Source organism: Parvibaculum sp., assembly GCF_040882025.1.
Classification (GTDB): domain Bacteria; phylum Pseudomonadota; class Alphaproteobacteria; order Parvibaculales; family Parvibaculaceae; genus Parvibaculum.
In genome coordinates this window covers 1-15,608 of the sequence record NZ_JBBECC010000044.1, presented here as the reverse complement: position 1 = coordinate 15,608, position 15,608 = coordinate 1, and the positions used below count along the sequence as shown (strand labels likewise).

The 15,608-nt window shown below is 60.9% G+C and carries 19 protein-coding genes and 1 tRNA gene; 18 read left to right on the top strand and 2 right to left on the bottom strand.

All coding sequences use genetic code 11. From position 1 onward, the window contains the following. A partial coding sequence (ruvX, locus tag WEB61_RS02840; RefSeq protein WP_368062814.1) for a Holliday junction resolvase RuvX occupies positions 1–264 on the bottom strand: 264 nt, incomplete at its 3' end. A gap of 200 nt (positions 265–464) precedes the next feature. On the opposite strand from ruvX, the gene gatC reads away from it, so the two are divergent. From gatC to gatB, 3 genes are read left to right on the top strand one after another with little or no spacing between them, the layout of a single operon-like run. Continuing rightward, positions 465–752, top strand: a complete 288-nt coding sequence (gene gatC / locus WEB61_RS02835) for an Asp-tRNA(Asn)/Glu-tRNA(Gln) amidotransferase subunit GatC (RefSeq protein ID WP_368062813.1) — start codon at positions 465–467, stop codon at positions 750–752. 2 nt (positions 753–754) lie between these two features. Beyond that, entirely contained in the window at positions 755–2,233 is a 1,479-nt protein-coding gene (gatA, locus tag WEB61_RS02830) for an Asp-tRNA(Asn)/Glu-tRNA(Gln) amidotransferase subunit GatA (RefSeq protein ID WP_368062812.1), read from the top strand. Between the two features lie 5 nt (positions 2,234–2,238). Next, entirely contained in the window at positions 2,239–3,747 is a 1,509-nt protein-coding gene (gene gatB / locus WEB61_RS02825) for an Asp-tRNA(Asn)/Glu-tRNA(Gln) amidotransferase subunit GatB (protein WP_368062836.1), read from the top strand. A gap of 209 nt (positions 3,748–3,956) precedes the next feature. Here the strand turns inward: gatB and WEB61_RS02820 are convergent, their stop codons facing one another. Next, on the bottom strand, positions 3,957–4,427 hold the full coding sequence (locus WEB61_RS02820; protein WP_368062811.1) for a hypothetical protein: 471 nt from the start codon (positions 4,425–4,427) through the stop codon (positions 3,957–3,959). A 19-nt stretch (positions 4,428–4,446) separates the two neighbouring features. Between WEB61_RS02820 and WEB61_RS02815 the strand changes: the two genes are divergently transcribed. The 15 genes from WEB61_RS02815 to WEB61_RS02745 form a co-directional block, all read left to right on the top strand. Continuing rightward, positions 4,447–5,238 (top strand): glutathione S-transferase family protein, encoded by a 792-nt coding sequence (locus tag WEB61_RS02815; protein WP_368062810.1) that lies wholly within the window; start codon positions 4,447–4,449, stop codon positions 5,236–5,238. A 92-nt stretch (positions 5,239–5,330) separates the two neighbouring features. Continuing rightward, positions 5,331–5,678, top strand: a complete 348-nt coding sequence (locus tag WEB61_RS02810; RefSeq protein ID WP_368062809.1) for a hypothetical protein — start codon at positions 5,331–5,333, stop codon at positions 5,676–5,678. 103 nt (positions 5,679–5,781) lie between these two features. After that, a complete protein-coding gene (locus WEB61_RS02805) occupies positions 5,782–6,414 on the top strand; it encodes a glutathione S-transferase N-terminal domain-containing protein (RefSeq protein ID WP_368062808.1) in 633 nt (210 codons plus the stop codon). 166 nt (positions 6,415–6,580) lie between these two features. Further along, positions 6,581–6,850 (top strand): hypothetical protein, encoded by a 270-nt coding sequence (locus WEB61_RS02800; RefSeq protein WP_368062807.1) that lies wholly within the window; start codon positions 6,581–6,583, stop codon positions 6,848–6,850. A 112-nt stretch (positions 6,851–6,962) separates the two neighbouring features. Further along, the gene (tesB, locus tag WEB61_RS02795) at positions 6,963–7,868 is read left to right on the top strand and encodes an acyl-CoA thioesterase II (RefSeq protein WP_368062806.1); all 906 of its coding nucleotides are present in this window, start codon (positions 6,963–6,965) and stop codon (positions 7,866–7,868) included. A gap of 66 nt (positions 7,869–7,934) precedes the next feature. Beyond that, positions 7,935–8,027, top strand: a tRNA-Ser gene (locus tag WEB61_RS02790). Between the two features lie 448 nt (positions 8,028–8,475). Further along, positions 8,476–8,940: a hypothetical protein gene (locus WEB61_RS02785; protein ID WP_368062805.1), complete on the top strand. Its 465-nt coding sequence runs from the start codon at positions 8,476–8,478 to the stop codon at positions 8,938–8,940. A 32-nt stretch (positions 8,941–8,972) separates the two neighbouring features. Next, positions 8,973–9,737 (top strand): beta-ketoacyl synthase chain length factor, encoded by a 765-nt coding sequence (locus tag WEB61_RS02780; RefSeq protein ID WP_368062804.1) that lies wholly within the window; start codon positions 8,973–8,975, stop codon positions 9,735–9,737. After that, positions 9,724–10,506, top strand: a complete 783-nt coding sequence (locus WEB61_RS02775) for a lysophospholipid acyltransferase family protein (RefSeq protein ID WP_368062803.1) — start codon at positions 9,724–9,726, stop codon at positions 10,504–10,506. The genes WEB61_RS02780 and WEB61_RS02775 overlap by 14 nt, the downstream gene beginning before the upstream one ends. Beyond that, the gene (locus WEB61_RS02770; RefSeq protein WP_368062802.1) at positions 10,487–10,753 is read left to right on the top strand and encodes a phosphopantetheine-binding protein; all 267 of its coding nucleotides are present in this window, start codon (positions 10,487–10,489) and stop codon (positions 10,751–10,753) included. The genes WEB61_RS02775 and WEB61_RS02770 overlap by 20 nt, the downstream gene beginning before the upstream one ends. Continuing rightward, the gene (locus WEB61_RS02765; protein WP_368062801.1) at positions 10,750–11,001 is read left to right on the top strand and encodes an acyl carrier protein; all 252 of its coding nucleotides are present in this window, start codon (positions 10,750–10,752) and stop codon (positions 10,999–11,001) included. Before WEB61_RS02770 ends, WEB61_RS02765 begins: the two co-directional genes overlap by 4 nt. Then, positions 10,958–11,557, top strand: coding sequence for a hypothetical protein (locus WEB61_RS02760; RefSeq protein ID WP_368062800.1), 600 nt, complete (start codon positions 10,958–10,960; stop codon positions 11,555–11,557). The genes WEB61_RS02765 and WEB61_RS02760 overlap by 44 nt, the downstream gene beginning before the upstream one ends. Further along, the gene (locus WEB61_RS02755) at positions 11,554–13,206 is read left to right on the top strand and encodes an AMP-binding protein (protein ID WP_368062799.1); all 1,653 of its coding nucleotides are present in this window, start codon (positions 11,554–11,556) and stop codon (positions 13,204–13,206) included. Before WEB61_RS02760 ends, WEB61_RS02755 begins: the two co-directional genes overlap by 4 nt. After that, a complete protein-coding gene (locus WEB61_RS02750) occupies positions 13,203–14,912 on the top strand; it encodes a glycosyltransferase (RefSeq protein WP_368062798.1) in 1,710 nt (569 codons plus the stop codon). The genes WEB61_RS02755 and WEB61_RS02750 overlap by 4 nt, the downstream gene beginning before the upstream one ends. Before the next feature lie 2 nt (positions 14,913–14,914). Next, on the top strand, positions 14,915–15,608 hold a 694-nt coding region (locus WEB61_RS02745; RefSeq protein ID WP_368062797.1), incomplete at its 3' end, for an aromatic amino acid lyase.

Sequence of the window (15,608 nt, the reverse complement as noted above, 5' to 3'; positions counted from 1 at the left end):
GCGCGGGCCCTCCGAGCCGTCCATGTTGAGCGGCAGGCCGACGACGAGGCCGGCGGCATCGTGTTCGGCCGCGAGCGCGATCAGCCGGGCGGCGTCGGCGGCAAATTTCGTGCGCCTGACGGTTTCGAGGGGGCTCGCGATCGAGAGCGAGACATCGGAGAGGGCAAGGCCGATGGTTTTGGTGCCGAGATCGACGCCGATCAGGCGCTGATTGCGCTTCAGGGCCGATTTAAGCTCGTCCAGTGACTTCAGATTGCCGCTCAAGTGGTTGTCATCCTTGAAAAAAATATGCGAAGCGGACAATAGTCAGGCCGTGGGGCGCATGCAACGCGCCGGGCTCATATAAAGAGAGCGGCGGCGTTGCGGCGCAGGGCCGCCGCTTGGTATGTTCCCCCGCGATTCAGCGGGCAAGGGGTGGCTTTGGCCCCGCGGTCCCGCTCTCAAAACCAGGATAAGGCAGGCCCATGTCGGTCGATCAGAAAACGGTCCGGCACATCGCCCGGCTTGCGCGGATTGCCGTGCGGGACGATGAGCTGGAGGCGCTCGAAAAGGAACTCAACGGCATTCTCGACTGGGTCGAGCAATTGGGTGAGGTCAATGTCGATGGCGTCGAGCCGATGACCAGTGCCGTCGAGGTCGCGATGAAAATGCGCGACGATGTGGTGGTGGTCCAGAACCTCCAGAAGGAAGTGACGCGGAACGCGCCGGGCGCCGAAGACGGCTTCTATGTGGTGCCGAAGGTGGTGGAGTGAGCATGAGCGATCTGACGAAACTGACGCTCGCTGGCGCGCGCGACGCGCTGAAGAAGAAAGATATTACCTCAGCGGAGCTGACCGGCGCCTATATCGCCGAGGTGGAGTCCGGTGCGCCGCTCAATGCCTATGTGACGGTGACGGCCGAGAAGGCGATGGAGATGGCGAAGGCGTCCGATGCGAAGCTCGCCAAGGGCGAGGGCGGCGCGCTGGAAGGGCTGCCGCTCGGCATCAAGGACCTCTTCTGCACCAAGGACGTGCTGACGACGGCGTCGAGCCATATTCTCGACGGCTTCCATCCGCCTTACGAGTCGACCGTGACCGCCAATCTGTGGCGCGACGGCGCGGTGTTGCTCGGCAAGCTCAACAATGACGAGTTCGCCATGGGCTCGTCCAACGAGACGAGTTATTACGGGCCGGTCGTCAATCCGTGGCGGCGCAAGGGCGACGACACGAAGCTGGTGCCGGGCGGTTCCTCGGGCGGCTCGTCGGCGGCGGTGGCGGCAAAACTCTGCCTCGCGGCGACGGCGACCGACACCGGCGGGTCGATCCGTCAGCCAGCGGCCTTCACCGGCACAGTCGGCATCAAGCCGACCTATGGGCGCTGCTCGCGCTGGGGCATCGTCGCTTTCGCCTCGTCGCTCGACCAGGCGGGGCCGATTGCGCGCGACGTGCGCGATGCGGCGATCATGCTGCGTTCGATGGCCGGGCATGACGAGAAGGACACGACCAGCGTCGACCGGCCGGTGCCGGATTACGAGGCAGCGCTCGGGCAGGGCGTGAAAGGCCTCAAGGTCGGTATTCCGAAAGAGTACCGGGTGGACGGGATGCCGGCCGAGATCGACGCCTTGTGGTCGCGCGGCATCGAATGGTTGAAGGCGGCCGGCGCCGAGATCAAGGAGGTCAGCCTGCCGCACACCAAATATGCGCTGCCGACCTATTACATCGTGGCGCCCGCCGAATGTTCGTCCAACCTCGCGCGCTATGACGGCGTGCGCTACGGGCTGCGCGTCGAGGGCCGCGACATCACCGACATGTATGAGAAGACCCGCGCCGCCGGTTTCGGCGCCGAGGTGCGCCGCCGCGTGCTGATGGGCACCTATGTGCTGTCGGCGGGCTATTACGACGCCTATTACCTGAAGGCGCAAAAGGTGCGGACGCTGATCGCACGGGATTTCGCCACGGTTTTCGCCGATGTGGATGTTCTGTTGACGCCGACCGCTCCTTCGGCGGCATTCGCTATTGGCGAAAAAACCGACGATCCGCTGTCGATGTATCTCAACGACGTATTCACCGTGCCGGTCAATCTTGCGGGTCTGCCGGGGATTTCGGTGCCGGCGGGCCTCTCGTCCGATGGGTTGCCGCTCGGGTTGCAGCTTATCGGGCGGACATTCGATGAGGAAACGCTGCTCAAGGCGGCTTATGCGGTGGAGCAGGCGGCCGATTTCAAGGCGGCACCCGAAGCGTGGTGGAAAGCATGACGACGATGGTGAGCGATTTCGAACGCACGATGCGCAAGCGCGAGCCCCGCGAAGAAGACCTGATCCGCGGCGCGACGGGCGACTGGGAGATCATTCTCGGGCTCGAAGTGCATGCGCAGGTGACGTCGGAAGCCAAGCTTTTCTCGGCTTCGTCGACCAAATTCGGCGCCGAACAGAATACGCAGGTCAGCTTCGTCGACGCGGCGATGCCGGGTATGCTGCCGGTGATCAACCGCTATTGCGTCGAGCAGGCGGTGCGCACCGGGCTCGGCCTCAAGGCGCAGATCAATCTGCGTTCGGTCTTCGACCGGAAGAATTATTTTTATCCGGACCTGCCGCAGGGCTACCAGATTTCGCAGTTCAAGCATCCGATCGTCGGCGAGGGGGAGGTCGTGCTGGATATGCCGGACGGGCGGACGATCCGTGTCGGCATCGAGCGGCTGCATCTTGAGCAGGATGCCGGCAAGAGCCTGCATGACCAGCACCCGGCCATGAGCTTCGTCGATCTCAACAGGTCGGGCGTGGCGCTGATGGAGATTGTTTCAAGGCCGGACATGCGTTCAGCCGAGGAAGCGCGGGCCTATGTGACGAAACTCCGGACGATCCTGCGCTATCTCGGCACCTGCGACGGCAACATGGAAGAAGGATCCTTGCGTGCCGACGTTAACGTTTCGGTGCGCAAGGTCGGTGCGCCGCTCGGCACGCGCTGCGAAATCAAGAACGTCAACTCGATCCGTTTCATCGGCCAGGCGATCGAACACGAAGCGCGGCGACAGATCGACATTCTCGAAGACGGCGGGAAGATCGACCAGGAAACGCGGCTTTTCGACCCGAAGACCGGCGAGACGCGGTCGATGCGCTCTAAGGAAGAGGCGCATGACTACCGCTATTTCCCGGATCCCGACCTGCTGCCGCTTGTGCTGAAGCAGGACGATGTGGACGCGATCCGGGCGGCGCTGCCGGAGCTGCCGGACGAAAAAAAGGCGCGGCTGATCGCCGAGTACGGGCTGTCGCCCTATGACGCGACCGTTCTGGTGGGTGAATCCGCCCGTGCCGACTTCTTCGAAGCGGTGGCGAAGGGGCGGGATGCGAAGCTTGCGGCGAACTGGGTGACGGGCGATTTCTTCGCCGCCTTGAACCGCGAAGGGCACTCGATCGACCGCTCTCCTGTCACCGCAAAACAGCTCGGAGAGCTCCTCGATCTGATCTCCGACGGGACGATCTCCGGACGAATCGCAAAGCAGATTTTTGATTCGATGTACAAAACGGGCCGTGACCCCTCCAAAATCGTCGAGGATGAAGGCCTAAGGCAAGTCACGGATTTTGGGGCAATCGAGGCCGCCATCGACGCCGTCATCGCGGCAAACCCCGATAAAGTCGAGCAAACGAAAGTCAAGCCTCAACTTGCGGGCTGGTTTGTCGGACAAGTGATGAAATCCACGTCTGGCAAGGCAAATCCGCAGGTCGTCAACGAAATTCTTGCTCGGAAACTCGGCCTATCGTCCGAAGGCTGACGAAAATTTCCGGTCCCCGGATCAACTGTTTGTAAACCACTTCCAGCCGAGAGTGGGACGGGGACGCTTGCACAAAACTGTTGCAATGTGTTGCCGAGCGCATTTTCGGCGCTCATATTATTCGTGTGCGCCTGAGGGGTACGAGGGCGCTCGCAGTGTGTGCGTTGCGAATACACAGATTGTCGTCAACGATAACGGCACATCAGGAGCTAGATAGATATGGCTACCAAGACCAAAGCTAAGCCGAAAGCGGCGGCCAAAAAGGCCCCCGCCAAAAAGGCCGCGGCCAAGAAGCCCGCTGCCAAGAAGAAGTCAGTGAAGAAGCTCGCCGCCAAGACCAGCGCGGCGAAGAAGGCCCCGGCAAAGAAGAAGCCGGCTGCCAAGAAGAAGCCGGCCAAGAAGAAGACCGTGAAGAAGGCCGCCGCGAAAAAGACCGTCGCCAAGAAGGCGCCGGCAAAGCGGAAGCCCGCGAAGAGGAAGCCCGCCGCCAAGAAGACCGCGGCGAAGAAGGCTCCTGCGAAGCGGAAACCCGCCAAGAAGAAGCCGGCAGCGAAGCGCAAGCCCGCCGCCAGGAAGACCGCCGCAAAGAAGGCGCCCGCGAAGCGGAAGCCTGCGGCAAAGAAGAAGAAGCCTGCTGCAAAGCGGAAGCCCGCTGCGAAGCGCAAGCCTGCAGCGCGCAAGAAGGCCGCTTAAGGCCTAATGAACGATACTCGCCGGCCAAAACCCGCGAAGGCGGTGGCGAAGCGTTCTTCCGTCAGGCGGAGTCCCGCGTTTACGCGGGACGAAGCCAACCTGATCGGCTTCTACCGCCTCGATGGCGGAAAGATTTCGGTCATGCTGGAGGAGTGCAAGCCGCCTTACGCGGTCCGGCCGGTGAATATCGGTGTTGGCGACCCGTTCAAGCGATCCGTTGTAAAGATCGCGGAGGACAACCGGATGCCGGCCATCGTGGACCCTGACGGTCCAGGGGGGAAACCGATTTCGATTTTCGAGTCGGGGGCTATCCTTCGATATCCCAGCCGCAAGACGGGAATCTTCTGTCCTGTCGGCGAACGGCGGAGGATTGAGGTCGACCAATGGCTGTTCTGGCAGATGGCTGGGCTTGGCTCGATAACGAGCCAAGCCCATCATTTTAGCCAGTACCAGTACATGTGCGAGAAAACTCCCCATGCGATCATTCGGCATGCCGACGAAGTGAACCGGGCTCCACGGCGCGACCAACAAGCGTCTGAAGGACCGTCACCTTGCCGACCATCGCCCGATTGCGGACGGGACCTGCCGGCGCCGGATCGTACCTCAGAAGAACCGGAGCCTGCAGTTCGACGATATTTCATTCCCGAAGGACGGGTTCGAACGGGTTTGCGCCCGATCGTCCGTCCGGAGGGGGTATGCCCCGGGCGCGATTGGCGCCGGGGCTTCATCGGCGACATGACCAAGGAAGCCGGACAGCTTCGCAGTGATCCTGTTCGGGCAACGCACACAATGAGTTAGCGGGTCTGCCTTAACGGCCGGTCCGTTTATGCTAGGCTGGCAGCGCTTCCGGGAAACCGGGGGCGCTGTTCGCATTTCCGGGGAAGACATCCATGCGCATTTACCTGCAAGCCATGTTGTTCGTGACCGCGACGCTTCTGCCGCAAGCGGCGAGCGCCGATGTGGCGACGGGAACCGGCAGCATGATCAAGAAGGATGCCTACGGCACAGAGAGTTCGTGGGGCCGGGCGCTGATCGTGCCGCGCGACGGCACCGTGGTCCGGGTCATGTACGGCACTTACGGCTTCACGATCCGGGACGCAGAGGGGCGAGCCGTCGGCGATTTTCTGGCACCGGAAATGGCGGTCGGCACGCGCCTGACGGCCGGCGAATATCGCATCGAGCCCTATGTCTGCGCCAAGCATCGGCATCATCACGTCGAAGTGACCGTCGCCTACTGAGCTTCCGTCTCGACGTTGCATTGCCCGATTCCCATATGCCATCCATCATCAATGGGCGGGGGCGCGCTGCGCCGTTTCCCGCATATGCGAAGAGCGGGACAACATGATCGATCTCTATACCTGGACGACACCGAACGGCCGCAAGGTCTCCATCATGCTGGAGGAGACAGGGCTTCCTTATGAGGTGCACCCGGTCAATATCGGCAAGAACGAGCAGTTCGCACCGGCATTTCTGAAAATCAGCCCGAACAACCGCATTCCGGCGATCGTTGACAATGATGCCGATGACGGCCCGCTTTCGGTTTTCGAATCGGGCGCGATCCTGATCTATCTCGCCGAAAAGGCCGGCAAGTTCCTCGCCGCAAAAGGCGCGCAGCGCGCCAAAACCCTCGAATGGCTGATGTGGCAGATGGGCGGCGTCGGTCCGATGTTCGGACAGCTCAATCACTTTGCCAATGCGGCGCCCGAGAAAATTCCCTACGCAATCGAGCGCTATGCGAGCGAAGCGGCGCGGCTGATCTCCATTCTCGACAAGCGGCTGGGGGAAGCGCAATTCCTCGGCGGCGACTATTCGATTGCCGACATGATCACCTATCCCTGGATACTGCCAGCCCTCGACCTGATCGCCGGCCTCAAGCCTGATGTTGTCGGCGAGGCAGGGAACGCACGACGCTGGATGGCCGAGGTCGGCGCCCGGCCGGCCGTGCAGCGTGGGATGGCGGTGCCGAAGGTGTAATCGGGTCCGATCGGGTCCGCTTTGGTGAGTTTGGCGTTAACCATTTTTTCAGGAGGGTCATGGAAAGTGGTTCCATGGGCAAGGAGCTTCCTTGCCTCTTCGACGAGCGGCAAGCGCAGATGGGCAATGGGCCGAAGCGCACCGTTCCATTGAGGAGGGGATCGACATGGCGCGCATGCAACTCGACGAGATCGGGAGAGGCGAGATTGCCGCCGAAGGCAACAAATGCGATGCGCTCTACAATCTGGGGCTGATGTATTCGACAGGCCGCGGCGTCGATGTCGATCTGGTGACCGCGCATAAATGGTTCAATCTGGCGGCGATGCAGGGAAGCGATGCCGCGCGGACCTGCCGGGCGGAACTTACTGTCGAGATGTCACCGGCGGAGATCGCCGAAGCGCAACGGCAGGCGCGAGAGTGGCTCGCGAACCAGTAAGCTACTGGGCTTCCTTTCTTTTTCCAATCTCTCCAAAGACGGTGACAGCTCCGCACGGGGCGCTTATGTTCCGGCTTCCCGCAGAGCCTGCGCGACAGGAGAGACCGGCTCCATGACCGATAAATCCGAGAAGGATGGCCCGTCCGCCGACAAGGATGCGGTCGAAGATCTCATCAAAATTCTCGACCTCGAGCAAATCGAGATGAACATGTTTCGCGGCCATAGCCCGGATGTGAGCTGGCAGCGTGTGTTCGGCGGGCAGGTGATCGGGCAGGCGCTGGTGGCCGCGTACCGGACTGTTGAGGAACGAATATGCCACTCGCTACATGCCTATTTCATTCGGCCGGGCGATCCGAAAATTCCGATCCTCTACGAAGTCGACCGCTCGCGCGATGGCAAGAGTTTCACAACGCGACGTGTCGTGGCGATCCAGCACGGCAAGCAGATATTCAACCTTGCGGCATCGTTCCAGGTGCCAGAAACCGGTTTCGAGCACCAGGCGACGATGCCCGATGTGCCGGCACCGGAAGACTTGCCCAACGAGCGGGAACTAAGAAAGGCGATCGAGGGCCGCTTGCCACCGGAAATTGCCAAGCATTTCGCGCGACCGCGCCCGATCGAAATCCGACCCGTCAATCCGCAGGATTACATTGATCCTTCGCCGATGGAGCCGATGCAGCATGTCTGGTTTCGAGCGCGCAAGGCGGTTGGGGATAGCCCGGCCCTGCATCAGTGCATTACGGCCTATGCGTCCGACATGACGCTGCTTGACACCTGCATAAGACCGCATGGCGTGAGCTGGCTGTCAGGGAAACTGCAGACTGCCAGTCTCGATCATGCCATGTGGTTTCACGCACCGTTCCGCAGCGATGAATGGTTGCTCTACACGCAAGACAGTCCGTCTGCTTCGGGCGCGCGAGGCTTCAACAGGGGCAGTATTTATACGCGGGCGGGCCAGCTCGTCGCTTCGGTCGCGCAGGAGGGGCTGATCCGCTATCACAGCATGCCGGAACATTGAGGATGCCCGCGCGGATTGGATATGGCGCTTGAAGCGACGCTCGTTCTTGGGCATACACGGGGAGCCGGAGAGGTGGCCGAGTGGCTGAAGGCGGCGGTTTGCTAAACCGTTGTGCAGTGTAAAGCTGTACCGTGGGTTCGAATCCCATCCTCTCCGCCAATTTTTATGTTAAGCATTTGATTTATATGAATATTTTTGACCAACATCCGGTCGACGGTTGAATTAATACACTAACCCGGCCAGGCATAGGTAGCGCGTAGTCAGGCTGCGCTTGGACTGCGGTCATCAATCTGTGCACCGCCCTGTTTTCGTGCCGCTCCGGCTGAGACCAGACCGCAATCGCGTTTCATCGGGTTTTGCCATCAGATGGAAGCCGATTCTTGTGTCGACAGGGCGCGCACCGTTCTTTCATGCTCGCGGATATTTTCGGGGGGCCTCTTTCCTTAACTGATTTGGTCCCATGCAGCCTGAGCATGATTTCCATGACACATAGCCCTTCATGAGGAGCTCCTCCAATGAAGGGGGAGCCGATATAACCCCTTGAAAATTTCCGGCCCATGCTGGAGGTTGCTTTGGCATACGGCAGGTCGGCAAGGGGGCTTCGATTGTGAGCAAGGGGTTCAGTTCTCGAATTCAATCCGCTTTTGCGGCATTCTTTTTTGTCACGGCGCTGGGCGGCGTGTCCGCTCAGGCGGCGGACAAGGTCCTGATGATGCCGGTTGATCTGGCGCTCGCGACGCCGGAGGCCAAGGCGGCGTTGGACGGGTCGGTCGCCTTCTATTTTGGCGATACGGCGCATCCAAAGGTCGTACAATCCTTTGGCGAGTTTGTTTCGAATAAGAAGACCAATGCCTTCGCCAAGTCGGATGAAGCCACCTGTCAGCACGTGGTGCTGTCGAACTTCATCGCACTCCAAGAGCGTGCAAAGCAATTGGGCGGGGACGCCATCGTCAATATCCGCAGCTATTTTCGCTCGAACGAAGTGAAGAGCGACACGCAGTACGAATGCCATGTCGGATTCTTGATGTCGGGTGTCGCGCTCAAAGGCGAAGTGGTCAAACTGGCCGATTGAACAAGACCGGTATTGCGCCATGGGGGAAGGCAATGCAGATCGACCGCATGCAGTCCGTCCCGGCCGGTCTTTCCGCCGCCTATGTAGAGTCATGGGCGGCGATTCTTCCTGCATCGGCAAACGAGCCAGAGCGACGACTTGGCGACTGCGCGGATGAGACCTCTATTCCCGCAGGCCTTAAACGTCGTATGCAACCTATGGCACGCATGGGGGTTGCCTGTGGCCTCGGCGTAGCACCCAAATGCGATGCTGATATCGTTTTCTGTTCCCGCTACGGAGATATAGCCCTCGCGCATCAGCTTCTTGTCGCGCTGGTTGGGGCTGAGCCGATGTCGCCTGCCGGTTTTTCGATGTCCGTCCACAATACCGTGCCCGGTATTCTTGATCTCGTGCGCAAAGCCCGGATTGGTCATACGGCCGTGGCGGCTGGAACACAGACCCTATCTGCGGGCCTGACGGAAGCATGGCTCCGTCTCGGCAAGCGGCCGCATTTGAAACTCGTTCTCGTGTTCGTCGATCTTCCGCTGCCGAACATCTATAGTCAGTTCGTCGATTGCGATACCGGTGGTGTGGCGTTTGCGCTTTGCCTGTCCGCAGAACGAGAAGAGCAGGCACAGATTTCCCTGGTGCGTTCATCTGACACCGGGAGTGACGCATCCGCTCTCGACTCACCCCATGCAGAATTGCTGGCGCGGAACCTCATTTCGAGCTTGCAGAATGGCGTCCCGGCGGTCCTGCGCTGGCGCTCTCAAGGCTCGCTCTGGTCGTTCGGAAGGAACCCCGATGCGGCAGATTGACTACCTCTGGCGGCTGTTTGGCACTGGTCTCTCCTTTTCATTCTTCGGCATCGGTGGTCTCGTACTCTCGCTTACCGTTTTTCCGTTGATGAATCTTGTCGTGCGAGACCGTGAATCGCGCGCAGCATATGCACAACGCTTCGTCCATACGATGTTCCGGTTGCACCGCAACTTCATGATTGTGATGGGGGTCCTTGAGTTTGAAACGCACAATGCCGAGGCGCTGGCGCAGGACAAGGGCGTTCTTGTCGTGGCGAACCATCCGACGCTTCTCGATGTCGTTTTGTTGATGTCTCTGATGCGCCGGTCGCAATGCATCGTCAAGGCGGATATATGGCATAACCCGTTCATGCGTGGCGTCGTTACGGCAACGAACTACCTCCGCAACGATGGCGATGCCGAAACACTGGTGGCGGATTGCGCCGCTGCACTTGCCAGCGGCAGCAATCTCATCGTTTTCCCGGAAGGATCCCGTACAGTCCCCGGCGCGCCGGTGAAACTGCAGCGGGGTGTGGCGAATATTGCGATCCGGGCCGGCGCGCCAATTCGGCTCGTAACCATAAAATGCGAACCACCGACCCTGATGAAAGGCCAGAAGTGGTACCATATCCCAGCTCGCCGCATGCATTTTACTGTTACGGTGCACGGATTGGTTGAAACCGGGACTTATATAGGTGAATCTGTGCCATCGATTGCCGCACGGCGTTTGAATGAGTTTCTGGTCGAGTGGCTGATGGGGGAAGTGGGGCATGGAACGGCTCGAAGATAGAATTCGGCGTCTCATCATTGAGACGCTGAATCTTGAAGATGTTTCCGCACAGGACATAAATGAAGATGAGCCGCTCTTCGGGGAGGGGCTTGGTCTCGATTCCATTGATGCGCTTGAAATCGGTATCGAGATACAGAAGACGTTCGGCGTGAAGATTGATTCCAAGGACGAAAACCTTGCGAATTATTTTTCAAGCGTGAAGGAGCTTGCCCGCTTCGTCGCACGGCAGCAGGGGCACGCAGCATGAACCAGGATGAGATATACGAAACCCTCAAGGGATTTCTGGTCGAGCTTTTCGAAATTCCGGAAGAGCGAATTTCACTGGATGCGCATCTCGCCGACGATCTCGATCTCGACAGCATCGATGCCGTCGATCTGATACTGAAGCTTCAGGAATTCGTCGGCCGCAAGGTTTCTGCGGAGCAGTTCCGATCCGTGCGGACGGTTCGCGATGTCATTGCCCAGGTTCATGAGCTTCTCGGCCAAGCGGCCTGATCCCTGGGCCACCGCCCTCACGGTAGTGATGCTGCTGATTCCGATGGCAACGGCGATCGGGCTGCGCTGGATCGGCCCATGGCCCATCATCGTTGCGCTCGTTGCCTGCATCGGTGCGCGCATTCTTCTTCCCCGCGCGGTTCCGGTTCCCGCCGCCATGACACTGTCTCTCCTCGCTGTCGCGGTTGCAGTTCTTGCCGTCGGCAGTTTCGCCCCGGACCTCGCCGCGAGGCTGTATCCCGTTTTTCTGAGTATCACGATGCTTGTTGCCTTCGCCGCGACCCTGGTCAGACCGCCCAGCATGATCGAGCGCTTTGCACGGATCATGGAGCCGGATCTCGATGCACGCGGTGTTCGCTATACGCGAAAGGTCACGATGGTCTGGGTCGCTTTCTTCGCGCTCAACGGGCTTGTCGCCTTGTGGACGGTGCAGCGTGGCGATCTCCTTTACTGGGGACTTTATAACGGCCTCATCAGCTATCTGCTGGCCGGATCTCTGTTCGCTGTCGAATTCCTTGTGCGCCAGCGGGTGCGTTCGCGGAACGGTGCGGCATGACGGCGGACCTTTGGCATTTCCTGTCCGGCACCCCAGGCGACACACCCGTTGCGACGGATGGCGCGCGCGTGGTCAGCGCCGGTGCACTGCGCACTGCCGCGCTGTCGGTGGCGGACCGGCTGGGTCCGGATGAAGCCCCGGTCTTTCTCTATTGCGAGGATGCGGCGAATTTTGCCGCGGGATTGATCGGCGCGCTTTGCGCGGGCCGCGAGGTGCTGTTGCCAGGTCATGCCGCGCCTGATTATCTCCGGGAAATTGGCGTTCACCCCGCCGCCTTTGTCAGCGATCTGAAAGGTGTCGAGGCGATTGCGGTCTCTGCCTTCGATGCCCGACCCTCCGGCGAGACATTCTCTCCGCCGGAAGGCAGACTCGGTTTCTTCACTTCGGGCTCCTCGGGCGAACCGAAGCTTTGCCGGAAGATGTTGCGCCAGCTCGCGGCGGAAGTCGCGGTGCAGCGGCGGCTTTGGGGCGCGCCCGGAGGTGTGGTCACAGGCACCGTTTCGCATCAGCATATCTACGGGCTCCTCTTCCGTGTGCTCTGGCCTCTCGCCGCGGGTGTCCCGTTTTTCTCCAGGCAGCACGAAACATGGGAAGCGCTTGCCGGATGCCTCGATCCGGGGGGCGTCATCGTTTCAAGTCCGGCGCATCTGAGCCGGATTCCTGCGGCGCTACGCCTGCCGCATGTGCCGTCGGCGATCTTCTCGTCCGGTGGACCCCTGCCTCTCGAAGCGGCGGCGCGCGCCTCCGCCCAGTTCGGTGTCACACCCGTGGAAATACTGGGCAGCACCGAGACGGGCGGAGTCGCCTGGCGCCGGCAGACCGGCAAGGATATTCCATGGACGGCATTGCCCGAGGTCGATATTCGGGCCGATGAAGTGGGTGCGCTTGCCGTGCGCTCGCCTTTCACGGGACATGACGGCTTTCTCTCCATGGGCGATGCGGTCGTCATCGCGACGGATGGGCGTTTCACGCTCAATGGCCGTCTCGATCGCATCGTGAAAGTCGAAGGCAAGCGGGTATCTCTGCCGCGCGTGGAGGATGCGTTGAAGGATCTGCCGGATATCGCCGATGCCGCGGCCATCGATCTGCCTGCTCGGCAAGGCGCGCTCGGCGCCGCCGTTGTGCTGACGGCGGAAGGCGAAGAGACTCTCGCCGCCATGGGGCGCTTCCGGTATTCTAGGCATCTGCGCGCCCTGTTGAAAGCGCGTCTCGAGCCGATGGAGTGTCCTCGTTTCTGGCGCTTCGTGCCGCGTGTGCCGGAAAACGCGCAGGGCAAACGTGTCGCCGCGGAGATGCGGGCGCTGTTCAAATCGGCCGAGCTGCCGCAGATAGATGCAAGCGACATCGATGGGGAGCGCGCGCGGTTCGAACTCCGGCTCCAGCCCGAACTGCGCTGGTTCGAAGGACATTTTCCCGGCCAGCCGATCCTTCCGGGCGTTGCGCAGCTCCATATCGCGGCGCTGCTCGCCGAGCGGACATGGGGCCTTGTCTTTGACGGCCGGGACATGTCGCGCATCAAGTTCAAGCGGGTCATGCAGCCGGAGGAACACATCTCGCTCACGCTTGTGAAGGACGGCCCGCGGCTCGACTTCCAATACAGCCGCGAGGGCGAGGTCGTTGCGAGCGGCACGATCAGAGGCCACTCGTGAGTAGCGTGAAGCCATGCGTGCTCATCCCGACCTATCATCACACCGATGTCCTTGACCGTATCGTCTCCCGTCTGCGTGCACAGGGATTGCCGGTCATCATTATCGACGATGGCAATGAAGCCGAAGACGCTCGCCGCATCGCCGCCATATGTGCGGCCCATGACAAGGTCGAGCTCTTGCGTCGTGCGGAAAATGGCGGCAAGGGCGCGGCGGTCATGGATGGTCTTGTCCATGCCGAGGCACGCGGCTATACGCACGCATTGCAGATCGATGCCGATGGTCAGCACGATCTCGCTGCTGTGGGAGAGTTACTTCGCCTTGCACGCGCGCACCCCGGGGCGCTCATCACGGGCGAGGCGGTCTATGATCAATCGGTACCGCGAAGCCGCCGCCTCGCGCGGTGGATCACCCATATATGGGTTGCCATCAACACAATGTCTTTCCGGATCATGGACAGCATGTGCGGCTTTCGCGTCTATCCCGTTGAGGCGACGCTCGAGGTCGCGCGGTCGGCGCGTATCGCGCAACGCATGGCATTCGACACGGAGATACTCGTGCGGCTTGTCTGGCGCGGGACGGAGGTCGTCACGCTGCCGGTTGCCGTTACCTATCCGGCGGGAAATTATTCGAACTTCGCAATGTGGGACGACAATCTGCGGTTGTCCGGCATGCATGCGAAGCTCTTCTTCCTCATGTTGCTTAACTTGCCGCATTTACTTTTCTCGCGGCTTGCGAGACGCCGCCCTTCGTCGCCGCACTGGGCGGCGCTTGGCGAACGCGGGAGCTATGCCGGGCTCTGGCTTCTGGGGGCCATCTACAAATTGTTCGGCCGCACGGCCTGTCTCGTCGTCATGTCGCCCGTTGTGCTTTTCTTTTTCCTGACAGGCGGAGAGCAGCGCCGGGGTTCGCTTTCCTATCTGAAGCATGCATATACATCCGGCCTCCTCTCGGATTCCCCGGGTCTTCGACTTTCGCTCAGGCATTTCTTCGCCTTCGGGTCCTCCTCCGTCGACAAGCTCGCAGCGTGGACCGGCAATATCCCCGCCTCGGCGGTCAGGGGCGTCGATGAGGGAGAATTCGATCGGGTCAAGAAGAGCGGCAAGGGCGCGGTCGTGCTCACCGCGCATTTCGGCAATCCGGAAATCCTGAGGGCCATCGCAACGCTGGGCCGCCGCTGGCGTGTCAATGTGCTGGTGCATACTGCCCATGCCGTTCGTTTCAATCGCCTGATCAATGCGTTTTCGGATTCGTCGACAGTCCGCCTCATCCAGGTAACGGAAGTCGGTCCCGATACCGCCATCCTGCTCCAGGAGGCAGTGGCCAATGGTGAGTGGGTGGTGATGGCCGGTGACCGGGTGCCGGTCACGGGCAATGAACGCGTCAGCTGGGTGCCGTTCCTCGGAGAGCCCGCCCCCTTCCCGCAAGGGCCGCACATCCTTGCAGGTCTTCTCAAATGCCCGGTTCATCTCCTTTTTTGCCTGCGTGAGGGTGCACATCACCGCATCTATTTCGAGCGCTTTGCAGAGAGGATCGAGTTGCCGCGCAAGGACAGGAACGAGGCGATTACGGCTTCTGTCGCGCGTTACGCGGCGCGTCTTGAAAGCCATTTGCGTATCGCGCCTCTACAATGGTTCAATTTTTTCGACTTCTGGCATCCTGCGGGTCTCAATCCGCCGGACATCGCCGGGCAGTCCGGGAGACAGTGAAGGTGGATATCGTGACGGACGAAGCCCGGGATGAAGTCGTTTTCGGCGAGATGCGTCTCACCATCGAAGGCGTCGGGTCGATCGCTGCAGGCGCCGTATCGCCGCGTCTCAGCGGCAATACCGGCTTTCGCGAGGGCTTGTCCCGTTCCGCCGCACATGTCGATGAAACGCTGCGCCGTGATGGCATGATCTATGGCGTTACCACCGGCTATGGCGATTCCTGTACCACGCCGGTCTCCGACGAACTGATTGCGGAACTGCCGCTGCATCTCACGCGATTTCATGGCGTCGGCATGGGCCGTATTCTCACGCCGGAAGAAACACGCGCCGTCATGGCGGTACGGCTCGCCTCGCTCGTCCATGGCTGGTCCGGCGTCAGCATCGAACTCGTCGAATTGCTGTCCGAAATGCTGAGGCGCGACATTCTGCCGATGATCCCCGCCGAAGGCTCCGTCGGTGCAAGCGGTGACCTCACACCCTTGAGCTATGTCGCCGGCGCGCTTGCCGGCGAACGCATGGTCCGCTTCGGCGGCCGCGAGATGATGTCGGCGGAGGCCTTCCGTGAAGTGGGGCTTGTACCCGTCGCGCTTCGTCCGAAAGAAGCACTGGCGGTGATGAACGGCACGGCGGTCATGACCGGCCTCGGCGCGCTTGCCTTCGCAAGGGCGGCCTATCTTTCCCGTCTTTCCTCGCGCC